The sequence below is a fragment of the Streptomyces sp. NPDC014995 genome (assembly GCF_043080745.1).
In the GTDB taxonomy this organism is placed as follows: domain Bacteria; phylum Actinomycetota; class Actinomycetes; order Streptomycetales; family Streptomycetaceae; genus Streptomyces.
Genome location: NZ_JBIBVX010000015.1, coordinates 122084 through 136948, shown reverse-complemented (window position 1 = coordinate 136948; position 14865 = coordinate 122084). Strand labels below are relative to the sequence as shown.

Genomic DNA, 14865 nt, shown 5'->3' with positions numbered 1-14865 from the left:
GGCTCGGGGGCACCCTCGTGTGCGGGCGGCGGGTCAGCCGGTGTTGCGCAGGCCCGCCGCCACGCCGTTGACGGTGAGGAGCAGGGCGCGGGAGAGGACGGGGTCGGGTTCCTCGCCGGCGGCCGCGGCGTCACGCTGGCGCTTGAGCAGGGTGACCTGGAGGTAGGAGATGGGGTCCAGGTAGGCGTCGCGGATGGCGAAGGTCTGCTTGAGGACGGGCTGGGCGTCGAGCAGTTCGCTCTCGCCGGTGATCTTCAGGACCTCGGAGACGGTCAGCTCGTGCTCGGCCTGGATGCGCTCGAAGACGTGCTTGAGCTCGTCGGGGACGAGGGTGTCGACGTAGTGCCGGGCGATCCGCAGGTCCGTCTTGGCGAGGGTCATCTCGACGTTGGAGACGAAGTTGCGGAAGAAGTGCCACTGCTGGTGCATCTCGTCGAGGACGGTGTCGAGACCGGCCTCGCGCAGGGCCTTCAGTCCGGAACCGACGCCGAACCAGCCGGGGACGATCTGCCGGGACTGGGTCCAGCCGAAGACCCAGGGGATGGCGCGCAGACCGTCCAGGCCGGCGCCGGAGTCGGGCCTTCTGGAGGGCCGCGATCCCAGGTGCAGGTCGGCGAGCTGGTCGACGGGCGTGGAGGCGAAGAAGTACGCCGGGAGGTCGGGGTCCTCGACGAGCCGGCGGTAGGCGGCGTGGGCGGCGTCGCTCACGACGTCCATGGCCGCGTCCCAGCGGGCGAGGGCCTCGTCGGACTGGCGGGGAGCGGTGTGCAGGGCGGAGGCCTGGAGGGTGGCCGCCACGGTCAGTTCCAGGTTCTCCCTGGCCAGGGACGGGATCAGGTACTTGTCGGAGATGACCTCGCCCTGTTCGGTCACCTTGATCTCGCCCTCCAGGGTGCCCCAGGGCTGGGCGAGGATCGCGTCGTGGGAGGGGCCGCCGCCGCGGCCGACGGTGCCGCCGCGGCCGTGGAAGAGCCGGAGCCGGACGCCGTAGCGGTGCGCGACGTCGCGCAGGCGGCGCTGGGCGCGGTGGATCTCCCACTGGGAGGTGGTGATGCCGCCGAACTTGGAGGAGTCGGAGTAGCCGAGCATGACCTCCTGGACGTCTCCGCGCAGGGCGACGAGACGCCGGTAGGAGGGGTCGGAGAGCATGTCCTCCAGGATCGTGTCGGCGGCCTTGAGCTCGTCCGTGGTCTCCAGCAGCGGCACGATGCCGATCCTGGCCCAGCCGGCGTGCAGGTCGATCAGGCCGGCCTCGCGGGCGAGCACGGCGGCGGCGAAGACGTCGTCGGCGCCCTGGCACATGGAGATGATGTACGACTCGATGACCTCGGGTCCGAAGACCTCCAGGGCGCGCTTGACGGTGAGGAAGACGCCGAGGGTCTTCTCACCGGCCGCGTCGACGGGCGCCGGGCTGGGGGCGAGCGGCCTGCGCGAGCGCAGCTCCTTCGCCAGCAGCTTCGTACGGTAGTCGCGGGGCATGTCCGCGTACCGCCAGGATTCCTCGCCGAGGCGGTCGAAGAGCTGGCCGAGGGCGTGGTGGTGGGCGTCGGCGTGTTCGCGGACGTCCATGGTGGCGAGCTGGAGCCCGAAGGCGGACAGGGTGCGGATGGTGCGGTTCATACGGCCGTCGGCGAAGAGGCCGCCGCGGTGCTCGCGCAGGGAGGTCTGGATGAGGGTGAGGTCCTGGAGGAGCTCGCCGGTGCCGAGGTAGTCGCGGCCGGGCTCGTGGGGGGTGCCCTTGGCGAGGCGCTGCTTGGTGTTCTCCAGCTTCTGCCGGACGCAGGTGGCCTTGAGCCGGTAGGGCTCCTCGGCGTTGAGCCGCTTGTAGCGGGGGCTGATCTCGGGCAGCCGCTCCAGGTCGGTCTGGAGGGAGTCCAGCAGTTCCTCGGTGGCTCCGCTGTAGCGGATGGAGTTGGAGAGGAAGCCGCGCAGCTCGTCGATCATCTCCAGGGCGTCGTTGATGCCGTGCTCGTGCTGGAGGATGAGGACGTCCCAGGTGACCTGGGGGGTGACGTTGGGGTTGCCGTCGCGGTCGCCGCCGATCCAGGTGCCGAACGTCAGCGGGCGGGTGTCCGCCGGGAGGGTGACGCCGACGCGCTCCAGTTCGGCGGTGAGGTCCTCCAGGACGTCACCGACGGCGTTCGCGTGCAGTTCGTCCAGGTAGTAGATGGCGTTGCGGGCCTCGTCGGCCGGCTCGGGGCGTACGACGCGCAGCTCGTCCGTCTGCCATACGAGGTCGATGTTCTCCGCCAGACGGGTGTCGTAGCGGCGGCGGTCGGACTCGATGACCGGGGTCTCCAGCAGCGCGGCGATGCGCCGGAGCTTGTTCAGTACCGACCGGCGCGCGGCCTCGGTGGGGTGGGCCGTGAAGACGGGCCGGACATTGAGGTGGCGGACGGTCTCGCGGACGTGGTCGGGGTCGGCGTCCTTGAGCCGGTCGGCGGTACGGGCCAGCAGGCCGCCCTCGGCGGCGCGCCGGGCACGCAGTTCACGGCCGCGGTGGACCTGCTCGGTGACATTGGCCAGGTGGAAGTAGGTGGAGAAGGCGCGGACCAGCTTGGCCGCGGTCTCCAGTTCGATACCGCGCAGCAGTTCGGCGGCTGCCTCGCCGTCCTCGCGGGTGAGGCGGCGGACCTTCTCGACCAGGTCCAGGAGCTCGGGGCCTTCCTGGCGGACGAGGGTCTCCCCGAGAAGGTCACCCAGTCGGCGGATGTCGGCGCGCAGCTCGGTGCTGGTCGTCGTCTGGTCGTCGGCACTGCTCACAGGTGCGGCTCCTTGCAGTGTTGAAGCTCGTCCGGGAGGGGAACTCGTCAGGCCGGCCGGGCGGCTGTGCCGCATACGGGCCGGACATGAGGGAAGAAAACAGAGCGGACCGCGCTGTCCGACCGACTCCAAGGATAGGTGTCCGTGTGGACGCGCAGGCTTTCGGGCTCTTGCCGCCGGACAACGCACTGCCATACTTACGACGCCGTAGGTTACGGAACCGTAGGAAGTACTCCGCGGTTGCCCGCCGCCGCGGCATCTGTCTCAATCCACGACCCCACAGGGGACGCGCATGACCACAAGCTCCGACGTGATCGAAGACCCTTCGAAGGCACCCGACGACTCCTCCACGTCCTCCGCCACGCTGGGTGGCGAGCAGAAGCGTTCGATCGAGCAGATCACGCTGCTGCTCTTCATCACCGTCCCGTTCCTGGCGCTGCTCGCGGCCGTGCCGCTGGCGTGGGGCTGGGGGGTGAGCTGGCTGGACCTCGGGCTGCTGGTCTTCTTCTACTTCCTCGGATGCCACGGCATCACCATCGGTTTCCACCGCTACTTCACGCACGGCTCCTTCAAGGCCAGGCGGCCCCTGCGGATCGCGCTCGCGATCATGGGGTCGATGGCGGTGGAGGGCCCGCTGGTGCGCTGGGTGGCCGACCACCGCAAGCACCACAAGTTCTCCGACGCGGAGGGCGACCCGCACTCCCCGTGGCGGTTCGGGGAGACCGTCCCGGCGCTGATGAAGGGCCTGTGGTGGGCACACATCGGCTGGATGTTCGACGAGGAGCAGACGCCGCAGGACAAGTACGCGCCGGATCTGATCAAGGACCCGGCGATCCGGGCGATCTCGCGGCAGTTCGTCCTGTGGACGGCGCTCTCCCTGGCGCTGCCGGCACTGATCGGCGGTCTGGTGACGATGTCCTGGTGGGGGGCGTTCACCGGGTTCTTCTGGGGCTCGCTGGTGCGGGTGGCGCTGCTGCACCACGTGACCTGGTCGATCAACTCGATCTGTCACGCGGTGGGCAAGCGTCCCTTCAAGTCGCGTGACCGCTCGGGCAACGTGTGGTGGCTGGCGATCCTGTCGTGCGGCGAGTCCTGGCACAACCTGCACCACGCCGACCCGACGTCCGCGCGGCACGGGGTGGAGCGCGGGCAGCTGGACTCCTCGGCGCGCTTCATCCGCTGGTTCGAGATGCTCGGCTGGGCGTACGACGTGCGCTGGCCGTCACGCTCGCGTATCGATTCGCGCCGGAACACGGACGGGGACGGCTCCCGGCGCCGGAAGGCGGCCGCCGAAGCGGCATGATGGACGCCGTGGCGACCGACTCCAGCAGTACCCCGAGCAATGAGAAGCCGCGGCGAGCGCGTCGCACCCGGATGACCGGTGCCGAGCGCCGTCAGCAACTGCTGGAGATCGGCCGTACCCTCTTCGCGGAAAAGGGTTTCGAGGGCACGTCGGTGGAGGAGATCGCGGCGAAGGCCGGGGTGTCGAAGCCGGTGGTGTACGAGCACTTCGGCGGCAAGGAGGGCCTGTACGCGGTGGTGGTGGACCGGGAGATGCGGCGTCTGCTGGACATGGTGACCAGTTCGCTGACCGCCGGCCATCCCCGTGAACTGTGCGAGCAGGCCGCCTTCGCCCTCCTGGACTACATCGAGGAGTACACGGACGGTTTCCGCATCCTCGTCCGTGACTCCCCCATCCCGCAGTCGACGGGTTCCTTCGCGTCCCTCATCTCCGACATCGCCACGCAGGTCGAGGACATCCTGGGCCGCGAGTTCAAGAGCCGTGGCTTCGACCCGAAGCTGGCGCCGCTGTACGCCCAGGCGCTGGTGGGCATGGTGGCGCTGACCGGCCAGTGGTGGCTGGACGTGCGCCGCCCGAAGAAGGCGGAGGTCGCGGCGCATCTGGTGAACCTGGCGTGGCACGGTCTGGACGGGCTGGAGCAGAAGCCGCGGCTGATCGGGCACCGCAAGAGCTGACCGACAGGCACGCCCGGCAGTCAAGACCGACAGGCAAGACCGGGCAGGCAAGACCGGGCAGGGAAGGGCCCCCGTCCGCCGGACGGGGGCCCTTGCGCGCACTCGTCGGTGCTCGCAGGTGTTCAGTGCTTGAAGGTGTCCTTCGCCTTCTCCTTCGTCTGGCGAGCGTCACCCTTGGCCTGCGCGGCGCGGCCCTCGGCCTCCATCTGCTCGTTGCCCACGGCGCGGCCGGCCGCTTCCTTGGCCTTGCCCTTGGCCTGCTCCATCTTCGCCTTGGACTTCTGCTGTCGTGCCACCGTCGATCACTCCAAGCCGGTTTCGACGTCGGTGTGTCACTACGTGTACGAGTGAGCTTTTCCGTGCGGTTCAAACGCCTTGCGGGCCACGGCGAACAGGCGGCGGAAGGGCAGGACGGTGCCGTAGTCGTGGCTCGGGTAGGCCTCGCGCAGCCGGTCGCGGTACTCGGCGACGAAGGCGTCGCGGGCGTCGGGGTCGTCGGCGAGGGCGTCGAGAACGGGGCGCAGTCCGGTGCCCTTGACCCAGTCGAGGACGGGGTCGGCACCCTGGAGGACGTGGTGGTACGTCGTCGTCCACACGTCGGTCTCGCAGCCGAGGCGGGCGAGCCGGTCGAGGTAGACGCCGGGGGCGTGGACGGAGTCCTCGTGGCGCAGGACGTGACCGACGCGGTTCTCCCAGCGGGGTGTGGTGCCGAGTTCGCGCAGGAGGGCGTGCAGGGGCGCGTCGATGTTGTGGGGCACCTGGAAGGCGAGGGTGCCGCCGGGGGCGAGGCCGTCGAGCCAGGCGGGGAAGGCGTCGAGGTGGCCGGGGACCCAGTGCAGGGCCGCGTTGGAGACGATCAGGTCGTACGTCTCCGCGGGCGCCCAGGTGGTGAGGTCGGCGTGGGCGAAGTCGAGGTGTGCGCCCGCGTACGCCTGGGCCCGGTCGAGCATCTGCGGGGAGTTGTCGTAGCCGGTGATGCGGGCGGTGGGCCAGCGGTCGGCGAGGACGGCGGTGACGTTGCCGGGGCCGCAGCCGAGGTCGGCGATGCGGGGCGGGTCACCGGGCAGGTCGGGGACGCGGGCGAGGAGGTCGGCGAAGGGGCGGGCGCGGTGGCCGGCGTGGCGCAGGTACTGGGCCGGGTCCCAGGTGGGATTGGACATCGGGCCTCCTCGTCGTGGCCGGGTTCGACGGTTCCAGCATGACGAGGCTATACCTTGACGTCAAGATACTCGACATCAAGAGACTTCACATCGACACAACCACTACACTGATCGTCATGGAGGACGAGGTCGATCGGCTGGTCGCAGCGTGGCGCCGGGAGCGCCCGGACCTCGACGTGGAGCCGCTGGAAGTGCTCAGCCGGGTGAGCAGACTGGCCCGGCATCTGGACCGGGCGCGCCGGCTGGCGTTCTCCGAGCACCAGCTGGAGCCGTGGGAGTTCGACGTCCTGACCGCGCTCAGGCGCGCCGGGGCGCCGTATCAGCTGTCGCCGGGACAGTTGCTGACGCAGACGCTCGTCACGTCGGGCACGATGACGAACCGCATCGACCGGCTGGCGAAGAAGGGCCTGGTGGAGCGGCTGCCGGATCCGAGTGACCGGCGCGGCGTGCTGGTGCGCCTCACGGACGACGGCAAGGACCGCGCCGACCAGGCACTCGCCGGGCTGCTCGACCAGGAGCGGGCGATCCTGGCCGAGCTGTCCCACGCCCAGCGGGGCGAACTGGCGGGCCTGCTCCGGCAGTTGACCGCCCCCTTCGACAACATCCCCGGCTGAGGACCGGCCCGGCGGATCCCGCGTCGCTCAGGCGCTGTTGGTCTCCTCCGGCCTGATCCGCCCGGTGGGCCCCAGCTCGGCGGGCCCCACGCCCGCCCGGCGGGCCAGGGCGACGGCGGCCAGGGTGGAGTGGACGCCCAGCTTGCCGAGGACGTTCTGCATGTGGGTGCGGACCGTGTGCGGGGAGAGGAACAGGCGTTCGGCGACGGCCTTCCTGCCCAGCCCGGCCACCATGCACCGCAGCACCTCCCGCTCGCGCGGGGTGAGGGACTCGACGAGCCGTTCGCTCTCGGTGCGGTGCTTGCGCGCGGCGGTCAGCTCCTTGAGCACGCCCGTGAGCAGGGCGGGCGGCAGATGCGTCTCCTCGCGCAGCACCCCGCGGATGACGGTGAGCAGCCGCGACAGCGAGCAGTCCTTCGCGACCCAGCCGGACGCCCCGGCCTGGAGGGCGAGCGCCGCGCGACGCGGGTCGTCCTTCTCGGCGAGGACGACGACGCGGACGTGCGGATGGGCTCCGCGGACCCCGGCGACGAGGGATATCCCGTCGACGAGCCCGTCCTCGCCCACCTCCTGCACGGGCACCGGCACCGCGGGCCGCACGCCCGGCAGTTGGCCGCCCAGGTCGGCGTCGACGAGCAGCACGTCGTACCGGCGCCCCTCGGCGACCGCGCGCTCCATGCTGCGCAGGGCCGCCGGGCCGCTGCCGGCCGCGGAGACGTCGACGTCGGGCTCGGCGGCCAGGGCGGCGGCGAGCGACTCGGCGAAGATACGGTGGTCGTCGACGACCAGAACTCGGATGCGAACCACGAAACCCCCTTCCCCAGGCTCCTTCACGGAGCAGGGGATACCCCAGGCCCGGAGAACGACGACCGGCGCGGGCACGACGCCCGCGGGGTGGTGCGGACCGCACGGCCGCCGCCGTGCAGACATCGATACCCCCACCGCGGGCGTCGTACCCGACTGTCTCGCCCCCTGATCAGCACCGGCCCCCACCGATGCTGTTCACAGGGTAGGGCCGTGGGCGGGGAGCGGAAGGCGATTTGCAGAACTGGCCGTCCAGCGCGTTTATGGTGTGCCGCATGTTTCGTCTTGAGACAGAAGTCGACAGGACCCGGCGTGAACTGCTCCGTTCACGGCTCCTCGACACCAACACGGCCGCCTCCCCCGTCCTGCGCGCGCTGCGCGGCACCCCCGCCGAACGCGAGGCCCCGCTGCACGTCTGGGCGATGGACGACGCCGGCGACCTGGCCGGCGGCCTCGTCGGCCACACCTGGACCACCTGGCTGCACGTCACCTACCTCTGGGTCGACGAACGCCACCGCGGCTCGGGCCTCGGCACCCGCCTGCTGACCGAGGCCGAACGCCTCGCCCGCAGGGAGCGCGGCTGCCGCCGGGTCCGACTGGAGACGTGGGACTTCCAGGCACCGGACTTCTACCGCAAGCTCGGGTACGAGGTGGTGTGCGTGATCGAGGACTATCCCCCGGGGATCACGGAGTTCACGCTGACGAAGAGGTTGGGGTGAGGCCTGAGTGCGGGAGACGTCCCCGCGGAGGGACGTGCCGGTGCGCGAGCATCTCCTCGCCCTTCGTCAGCCGTCCTCGTAGCGGGGCAGTTCCTCGGGAAAGTCAACGGTCTGCCGGCATCCGGCCCGCTGGTAGGCGTGCTCGGCGAGTTCATAGGCGACGTCGGTCAGGAGCTGTCGCAGTGCCGTGCCGGTGGCCTTGGTGTCGCCGCTGACGCTCGCCTCGGTGGTGACCGCGTAGTCCTCGGAGGCGTTGTACGAAGGGACGACGGGAGGATCGCAGGGCACGTACACCGCGGCGTTCCCGGTGTCGAGTCGGGCCAGAGCTTCTATGCCGTCGAGGGAGACGCGGACGAACCGGTTGTCGCCGCCGCTTCCCCGATAGCTCGCGAGCCACTTCTCGCTGGAGACGGGCTGGACTCGCGCCTGTCCGGAGAGGGACGAATCATTGCTGGTGGTGACGTAGCAGGAAAATGTGAAGTCACTTCCGGCGCCCCGACGATCGGAGCCGTCCTCTGCCGATCGTGCCTGCGGCAGCACCCGAGTGACAGTTCCCCGCTCGAGCGTACCTTCGCACATTTCATCCGGAAGCAGGTAAAGCCCCTTGATGAAGAAGAGCCAAGTGGCACCACCCAGAAGACTCAGAACCACGAGGCAGAGCAGGAATCCTCTGCCACTTTCCCAGGTGGCGATTCTTTCTCGACTCCACGTCGACTTATCCACTAGGGACGCTCCTTCGTGCGGCTCAGAAATTCACTGCTGGCGTCCCAGCCGTCGTTCACCGCATTACGGATCAGGTCGTCGGTGCCGCCCTGGGGAAGATCCAGGCTGTGCCGGTCGATGATGTCGGCCGCCGCCCACTGCGTCTGCTGGTTCACGGAATCCCGTGAGTCGTAGAGATCCTGGGCGCTCGTGTACAGCGCCTCGTCCTTGGCACCGTCGAGCTGCTGGCCTTCAAGCACACGGTCGACAGCCAGGCCGGCGAGGGCTCCCACCATTCCTCCGCCCACGGCCCCCATTGCCGCCCCTCCGTACTGGGCGGGCACGGAGACATTGGCCAAGCCGATCGCCATCCAGGTCTTGGCGTAGTCCCCCTTCGCCTTCAAGGCGTCGTTGTACTCCTTCTCACTCGCGACGGCAGCTCGCACCTCGTCGTCCGCCACAGAATGAGCGACGATCCCCTCGATAATTCCGGCGTTCTTTCCGATGTCCGCGATGGCTTGCTCCGTGGAGCCGTCGAACAGCGAGGGGTCCGTGAGGTGGGATTCAAGAAGAGAGCTGGTGTAGATACTTTCTCCGAGGATGATGCCTGCCCTTCCGTCGGGATCCGCAGATACCGAGGAAAGGAATCTGACGACGTCGCGAACCTCCCCCAGACCATCGGAGTCGTCGCTATTCGTGAGAAACACGGATTCCGCACCGGGACCAGCCAGCTTCTGACTGATCTCCGGCATATAGGAAGCCGCCATATTGCCGAAACTGTCTCCCAGCCCCTTGCTCACGAGATCCCCGCCGCCTGGCTGCGCGACAGCCTCCATGACGTTCCTCATGATCCGCACCTGCGTCTCGCTGTGCGGCAGGGCCTGCTGGGTCGAGTCGCCCACGGTGATGCCGGTCGTGGCGGCCTCCAGAGCGCGCCCCAAAGACTCCCCCCGGTCCGTGTACCTGGTCGTGCCCAGCATGTGGTTCAGGTCCGGCTGGGACTCGAACGCGTTCGTCGCCGCCTCGGGGTTGTGGGAGAGGCCCTCGAACAGCCCCTCCAGGGGGTCCCGACCGGTGCCGTCGCCGAAGACGAGGTCCAGGCCCTCGTACCCCTCCACCCACAGGGCATCGGTGTTCGAATCCCCCGCTCCCTTGTCCGCCTTGAAAAGCTTCGACCGGTAGTCGTCGAGGAACTCGGTGTCGTACTGCCCCTGCCGCATGAGGCTGCTGATGACCTGGGAGCCCAGGGCTCCGGCGGGATTCGTCGAGTCCGCCGCGCGGAAGTTCGTGTTGCGCTCGGAGATGAGGTCCTTCTTCCAGTCCCGCATGGCGTCGGAGTCCGAGAAGGAGGCCGTGGCCAGGGTCAGGCCGAGGTTCTCCTGGAGGCTCTTCATCGTCTCGAGTTCCGAGTCCCTGGCACCGGCGTGGGCGTGGGTCATCTCGGTCCAGAACTGCAGCGTCCCCTTGGGCCCCAAACGGGTCGCGAACTGCTCCGCGAACAGCGGGTCGCCGTTGTACTTCTCCATCGTGCGATTGAAGTCGGCGATCTCGTCGAGGGTCATGTCGGACGGGTTCTTGGCGATCTTCGCCAGCTTCTCCGCCGCTGCGACGGCCTCGGCCGCGGAGTCCCGGTCGGCGTAGGAAGCGTCGGCGAAGCCGTACTTGGCCTGGTCGACGAGAAGCCGCAGGACCTTCGCGGCACTGTTGTCGCTCTCCGTGGCCTTGCTCAGGATGCCCTGGATCTCGTCGCGGAGGGCTTCGGCCGCCTTCTGGTCCGTCGCGCCGGTTTTTCCGCCGGGGTCGGAGGTGTAGTCGGGCCGGGTGTTCCCGGTGACGGTGAAGGTGCCCTCGCCCGTGTCGATCACTGTCAGACCCTGTTTCGCGCCGCGGGCGATGGCGTCGTTCAGCTGGGTGCGGTAGCCGATGAGCTCACCGCGGGTGTCGCTGAGGATCTTGGTGATGGAGTCGGCCTGGGTGTGCGCGTCGGCGAACTCCGCGGCGGTCTTGGTGATGAACTCGCGGGTCACCGTGGCGTTGACCCCGGCCCACTTCGCCTTGTCCGCCCTGGCCTTGAGATTGCCCTCCGCGTCCTTCTTCAGATCCGCCAGCTTCTTCGTCATCTGCTCCCAGTCGGTGACCGCTTCACCGAGTTTGGCGAAGGTGCCGTGGCGCAGCGCGTCGAGGTCCATCGGCTTCAGTGGCCCTTCCGGTCGTCGAAGCCCTCGTCGAGCGTGGCGATGCTGCTGACCGCGCCGGCGATGTACGAGTCGTCGGCGGCGTGCTGGTTCCTGGTGAAGCGCAGGTGGTTGGAGATGTGGGCGCAGGCGTCCAGCAAGGTCTTCGTCTGCTCGCTCCAGCGCTCCGTCACGTGCTCGAGCGCGGCCCCCAGGGCGAAGCCCTCCCCCTTGAGTCCGCCCGCAGCCGCCGTGGACGCCACGCGCGCGTGCCCGCTGTAGATCGTGAAGTCCTCGAACAGGTCGTGGGCCGCCTTGCCGACCGCCTGGAGGTCCTTCTGCCCTGCTACGAGGTCTCCCTGCGTGCCGTCCCCTCCCTGATCGACCGGATACTGGTTGAGCTGCATCCGCGTGGGCTGCTCGGCCGCCTGGGTCTTCAGCTGCTCCCACTCCTCCCACGCCATGCGTGGTCCCTCCCCGTGTCCCGTGGTACCCCGTACGCAACACCGCGTTGATCGAGGCGTACGCTACCCGGCGCTCCCCGACCTCCCGCGCGAATCGGCCACTTCGGACGCACCGCGCATCGGCCCCGTACGCGTCGATCGCGTACGGGGCCGATGTGGGGGTCGTCGGGCCGGGTGCCGTCGGGGCAGGGGCCGTCAGGCAGGGGGGCCGTTGGGCAAGATGTGTCACTTCAGTCGGTGTGCGCCTGCCGCCGGTACCGCCTCGAAGACGCGTGGTGTGGTGAAGCCCGCCGTGGCGAAGGCTTCCAGGATCGTCTTGGTGATGGTGTCGACGTCGGTCGCCTCCGCGAGGACGATCGCCGAGCCGCCGAAGCCGCCGCCGGTCATCCGGGCGCCCAGGGCGCCGGAGGCGAGGGCGGTGTCGACGGCCAGGTCCAGCTCGGGGCAGGAGATGCGGAAGTCGTCGCGGAGGGAGGCGTGGCCCTCGGTGAGGACCGGGCCGATGGCGCGGGTGTCGCCCGACTCCAGGAGGGACACCACCCGCTCGACGCGCTGGTCCTCGGTCACCACGTGGCGGACGAGGCGGCGGACCTCCTCCTCGTCGCCGAGGCGGGCCAGGGCCGCGTCGAGGTCGGCGTAGGGGATGTCCCGGAGGGCGTCGACGCCGAGGAGGGCCGCGCCCTTCTCGCAGCCGGCGCGGCGCTTGCCGTACTCGCCGTCGCTGTGGGCGTGCTTGACCTGGGTGTCGACGACGAGGAGGCGCATGCCCTCGGCGGCCAGGTCGAAGGGGATCTGCTTCTGGGAGAGGTCGCGGGTGTCGAGGAACAGGGCGTGGCCGGCCTCGCAGCAGGCGGACGCGGTCTGGTCCATGATCCCGGTGGGGGCGCCGACGTAGACGTTCTCGGCGCGCTGGCACAGGCGGGCCAGCTGCCAGCGCTGGAGGCCGAGGTCGTACAGGTCGTTGAGGGCCAGCGCCACGACGACCTCCAGGGCCGCCGACGACGACAGGCCCGCGCCGGAGGGGACCGTCGAGGTGAGGTGGACGTCGGCGCCGTCGACCGGGTGGCCGGCCTCGCGCAGCGCCCAGACCACACCGGCCGGGTACGCCGTCCAGTCGCTGTCCGACTCGGGGGCGAGGTCGTCCAGTGCCAGGTCGACGACGCCGCCCTCGACGTCCGCCGAGTGCAGGCGCAGCCGGCCGTCCTCGCGGCGCGAGACCGCGGCGACCGCGGTGTGCGGCAGCGCGAAGGGCATCACGAAGCCGTCGTTGTAGTCGGTGTGCTCACCGATGAGGTTGACGCGGCCGGGCGCCGACCAGACGCCCTCGGGCTCGGCCCCGTACAGCTCGACGAAGGCGTCCCTGACCTGCTGCTGTGCCCCCACTTACTGCTCCCTTGCGATCTTCTGCGTGAACTCCCACGCGTCCGCGACGATACCCGCGAGGTCCGCGCGGGACGGGTTCCAGCCGAGCCGCTCGCGGGCGGTGGCCGCCGAGGCGACGAGGACCGCCGGGTCGCCGCCGCGGCGGGGGGCCACGACCTCGGGGATCGGGTGGCCGGTGACCTCGCGGACGGTCTCGATGACCTCGCGGACGGAGAAGCCGTTGCCGTTGCCGAGGTTGCAGATGAGGTGCTCGCCCGGGGTGGCGGCGCCGACGGCGAGGAGGTGGGCCTCGGCCAGGTCCGCGACGTGGATGTAGTCGCGGATGCAGGTGCCGTCGGGCGTCGGGTAGTCGTCGCCGAAGACCGAGATGGCGTCCCGCCTGCCCTGCGCGACCTGGAGGACGAGCGGGATGAGGTGCGACTCGGGGTCGTGGCGCTCGCCGTACGCCCCGTAGGCGCCGGCCACGTTGAAGTAGCGCAACGACACGGCGCCGAGCCCGTGGGCGGCGGCCTCGCCGGTGATCATGTGGTCGACGGCGAGCTTGGAGGCGCCGTACGGGGAGGTCGGGGCGGTCGGGTCGGTCTCGGTGATCGGGGTGCTGACCGGCTCGCCGTAGGTCGCGGCCGTGGAGGAGAAGACGAGCTTGCGCACGCCCGCCTCGCGCATGGCGCCGAGCAGGGCCATGGTGCCGCCGACGTTGTTGTCCCAGTACTTCTCCGGCTTCACCACCGACTCGCCGACCTGCGAGAACGCGGCGAAGTGGAGGACGGCGTCGAAGGAGGAGTCGAGCCACTTGGCGGCGTCGCGGATGTCGCCCTCGATGAACGACGCTCCGGCCGGGACGCCCTCGCGGAAGCCGGTGGCGAGGTTGTCGAGGACGACGACCTCGTGTCCCGCCTCCAGCAGGTGCTGGGCGACGACGCTGCCGACGTACCCCGCGCCACCCGTGACCAGATACTTGCCGCTCATGAACTCGCTACCTCTCGCAGTCGCTCGGCCGCGCGCTCCGGCGGCACGTCGTTGATGAACACGTTCATGCCGGACTCGGAACCCGCGAGGAACTTCAGCTTGCCGGAGGTACGGCGGATGGTGAAAAGCTCGAGGTGCAGCGCGAAGTCGTCGCGGTTGACGCCCTCGAACTCCTCCAGCCGGCCGAACGGCGCCTGGTGCCAGGCGGCGATGTACGGCGTCGGAGGCTCGCTCTCCCCGAAGATCCGGTCGAAGCGCCTCAACAGTTCCAGATAGACCTTGGGGAACTCTGTGCGCGCCGCCTCGTCGAGGCCGAGCAGGTCGGGCACACGGCGCTTGGGGTAGAGGTGCACCTCGTACGGCCAGTGCGCCGCGTACGGCACGAAGGCGACCCAGTGTTCACCCTCGAGGACGACCCGCTCTTCGGCGAGCTCGCGTTCCAGGACGGCGTCGAACAGGTTCTCTCCGCCGCTGGCGTCCTTGTGGGCGGCGACGGAGCGCAGCATCAGGGCGGTGCGCGGGGTGGTGAACGGGTAGGCGTAGATCTGCCCGTGCGGGTGACCCAGGGTCACACCGATCTCCGCACCGCGGTTCTCGAAGCAGAACACCTGTTCCACGGAGGGCAGATGCGACAGCTCGGACGTCCGGTCCGTCCACGCGTCGAGCACCAGTCGCGCCTGCTCCTCGGTGAGGTCGGCGAAGGAGGCGTTGTGGTCGGAGGTGAAGCAGACCACCTCGCACCGCCCGGAGTCGCCGGCCAGGGAGGGGAAACGGTTCTCGAAGACGACGACGTCGTACGACGAGTCCGGGATCTCGCTGAGCCGGTCGCCCTGCGACGGGCACAGGGGGCACTCGTCGGCCGGCGGGTGGTAGATGCGCCCCTGCCGGTGCGAGGCGACGGCGATGGAGTCGCCGAGGAGCGGGTCGCGGCGTACCTCCGAAGTGGTGACCGTGGGGTCCAGGGGGCGGCGGTCCACCGCGTCGCGCAGCGAGTCGTCCTTCAGGTCGTAGTAGATCAGCTCACGACCGTCGGCCAGCCGGGTCGAAGTCTTCTTCACGCCGGACTCCCCATCCGTACACCACTCAGATCACTCAACAGAACCAAACACATCAAACCACAAATCCCCACGGCAGTC

The 14865-nt window shown here is 69.7% G+C and carries 14 protein-coding genes; 4 read left to right on the top strand and 10 right to left on the bottom strand.

Going from position 1 to position 14865, the window contains the following annotated elements; genetic code table 11:
• Positions 1–33: 33 nt before the first annotated feature.
• Positions 34–2763, bottom strand: coding sequence for a phosphoenolpyruvate carboxylase (gene ppc, locus ACF1A1_RS28595; protein ID WP_392003876.1), 2730 nt, complete (start codon positions 2761–2763; stop codon positions 34–36).
• 292 nt (positions 2764–3055) lie between these two features.
• Between ppc and ACF1A1_RS28590 the strand changes: the two genes are divergently transcribed.
• Together ACF1A1_RS28590 and ACF1A1_RS28585 are read left to right on the top strand one after the other, a co-directional pair.
• Positions 3056–4066: an acyl-CoA desaturase gene (locus ACF1A1_RS28590; protein ID WP_392003875.1), complete on the top strand. Its 1011-nt coding sequence runs from the start codon at positions 3056–3058 to the stop codon at positions 4064–4066.
• The gene (locus ACF1A1_RS28585) at positions 4063–4740 is read left to right on the top strand and encodes a TetR family transcriptional regulator (protein ID WP_392003874.1); all 678 of its coding nucleotides are present in this window, start codon (positions 4063–4065) and stop codon (positions 4738–4740) included. The genes ACF1A1_RS28590 and ACF1A1_RS28585 overlap by 4 nt, the downstream gene beginning before the upstream one ends.
• A gap of 122 nt (positions 4741–4862) precedes the next feature.
• On the opposite strand, the gene ACF1A1_RS28580 is transcribed toward ACF1A1_RS28585, so the two are convergent.
• Both ACF1A1_RS28580 and ACF1A1_RS28575 read right to left on the bottom strand, forming a co-directional pair.
• Complete coding sequence (locus ACF1A1_RS28580) at positions 4863–5036, bottom strand: CsbD family protein (RefSeq protein WP_392003873.1); 174 nt, start codon at positions 5034–5036, stop codon at positions 4863–4865.
• Between the two features lie 39 nt (positions 5037–5075).
• The gene (locus ACF1A1_RS28575) at positions 5076–5900 is read right to left on the bottom strand and encodes a trans-aconitate 2-methyltransferase (RefSeq protein WP_392003872.1); all 825 of its coding nucleotides are present in this window, start codon (positions 5898–5900) and stop codon (positions 5076–5078) included.
• A 116-nt stretch (positions 5901–6016) separates the two neighbouring features.
• On the opposite strand from ACF1A1_RS28575, the gene ACF1A1_RS28570 reads away from it, so the two are divergent.
• Positions 6017–6514, top strand: coding sequence for a MarR family winged helix-turn-helix transcriptional regulator (locus ACF1A1_RS28570; protein ID WP_057600602.1), 498 nt, complete (start codon positions 6017–6019; stop codon positions 6512–6514).
• Positions 6515–6541: 27 nt separating this feature from the next.
• On the opposite strand, the gene ACF1A1_RS28565 is transcribed toward ACF1A1_RS28570, so the two are convergent.
• Positions 6542–7321 carry a LuxR C-terminal-related transcriptional regulator gene (locus tag ACF1A1_RS28565; protein ID WP_392003871.1) on the bottom strand — a complete coding sequence of 260 codons (780 nt, stop codon included), beginning with the start codon at positions 7319–7321 and terminating at the stop codon, positions 6542–6544.
• 260 nt (positions 7322–7581) lie between these two features.
• On the opposite strand from ACF1A1_RS28565, the gene ACF1A1_RS28560 reads away from it, so the two are divergent.
• Positions 7582–8037 (top strand): GNAT family N-acetyltransferase, encoded by a 456-nt coding sequence (locus ACF1A1_RS28560; RefSeq protein ID WP_392003980.1) that lies wholly within the window; start codon positions 7582–7584, stop codon positions 8035–8037.
• A 66-nt stretch (positions 8038–8103) separates the two neighbouring features.
• On the opposite strand, the gene ACF1A1_RS28555 is transcribed toward ACF1A1_RS28560, so the two are convergent.
• The 6 genes from ACF1A1_RS28555 to galT form a co-directional block, all read right to left on the bottom strand.
• Positions 8104–8760 (bottom strand): hypothetical protein, encoded by a 657-nt coding sequence (locus ACF1A1_RS28555; protein WP_392003870.1) that lies wholly within the window; start codon positions 8758–8760, stop codon positions 8104–8106.
• Positions 8760–10859: a hypothetical protein gene (locus tag ACF1A1_RS28550; protein WP_392003869.1), complete on the bottom strand. Its 2100-nt coding sequence runs from the start codon at positions 10857–10859 to the stop codon at positions 8760–8762. Before ACF1A1_RS28550 ends, ACF1A1_RS28555 begins: the two co-directional genes overlap by 1 nt.
• Positions 10860–10933: 74 nt before the next feature.
• The gene (locus tag ACF1A1_RS28545; protein WP_392003868.1) at positions 10934–11377 is read right to left on the bottom strand and encodes a hypothetical protein; all 444 of its coding nucleotides are present in this window, start codon (positions 11375–11377) and stop codon (positions 10934–10936) included.
• Positions 11378–11602: 225 nt separating this feature from the next.
• Positions 11603–12760, bottom strand: a complete 1158-nt coding sequence (gene galK / locus ACF1A1_RS28540) for a galactokinase (protein WP_392003867.1) — start codon at positions 12758–12760, stop codon at positions 11603–11605.
• Positions 12761–13729, bottom strand: a complete 969-nt coding sequence (gene galE / locus ACF1A1_RS28535) for a UDP-glucose 4-epimerase GalE (RefSeq protein ID WP_392003866.1) — start codon at positions 13727–13729, stop codon at positions 12761–12763. It abuts the gene before it with no gap.
• The gene (gene galT, locus ACF1A1_RS28530) at positions 13726–14787 is read right to left on the bottom strand and encodes a galactose-1-phosphate uridylyltransferase (protein ID WP_392003865.1); all 1062 of its coding nucleotides are present in this window, start codon (positions 14785–14787) and stop codon (positions 13726–13728) included. The genes galE and galT overlap by 4 nt, the downstream gene beginning before the upstream one ends.
• Between the last annotated feature and the right edge of the window lie 78 nt (positions 14788–14865).

Bases quoted from the DNA above. Each gene is read 5' to 3' on its own strand.
- ACF1A1_RS28585 (WP_392003874.1), top strand. From the start codon at position 4,063: ATGATGGACGCCGTGGCGACCGACTCCAGCAGTACCCCGAGCAATGAG.
- ACF1A1_RS28545 (WP_392003868.1), bottom strand. From the start codon at position 11,377: ATGGCGTGGGAGGAGTGGGAGCAGCTGAAGACCCAGGCGGCCGAGCAG.
- ACF1A1_RS28575 (WP_392003872.1), bottom strand. From the start codon at position 5,900: ATGTCCAATCCCACCTGGGACCCGGCCCAGTACCTGCGCCACGCCGGC.
- ACF1A1_RS28560 (WP_392003980.1), top strand. From the start codon at position 7,582: ATGGTGTGCCGCATGTTTCGTCTTGAGACAGAAGTCGACAGGACCCGG.
- ACF1A1_RS28590 (WP_392003875.1), top strand. From the start codon at position 3,056: ATGACCACAAGCTCCGACGTGATCGAAGACCCTTCGAAGGCACCCGAC.
- ACF1A1_RS28570 (WP_057600602.1), top strand. From the start codon at position 6,017: ATGGAGGACGAGGTCGATCGGCTGGTCGCAGCGTGGCGCCGGGAGCGC.
- ACF1A1_RS28550 (WP_392003869.1), bottom strand. From the start codon at position 10,859: ATGACGAAGAAGCTGGCGGATCTGAAGAAGGACGCGGAGGGCAATCTC.
- galE (WP_392003866.1), bottom strand. From the start codon at position 13,729: ATGAGCGGCAAGTATCTGGTCACGGGTGGCGCGGGGTACGTCGGCAGC.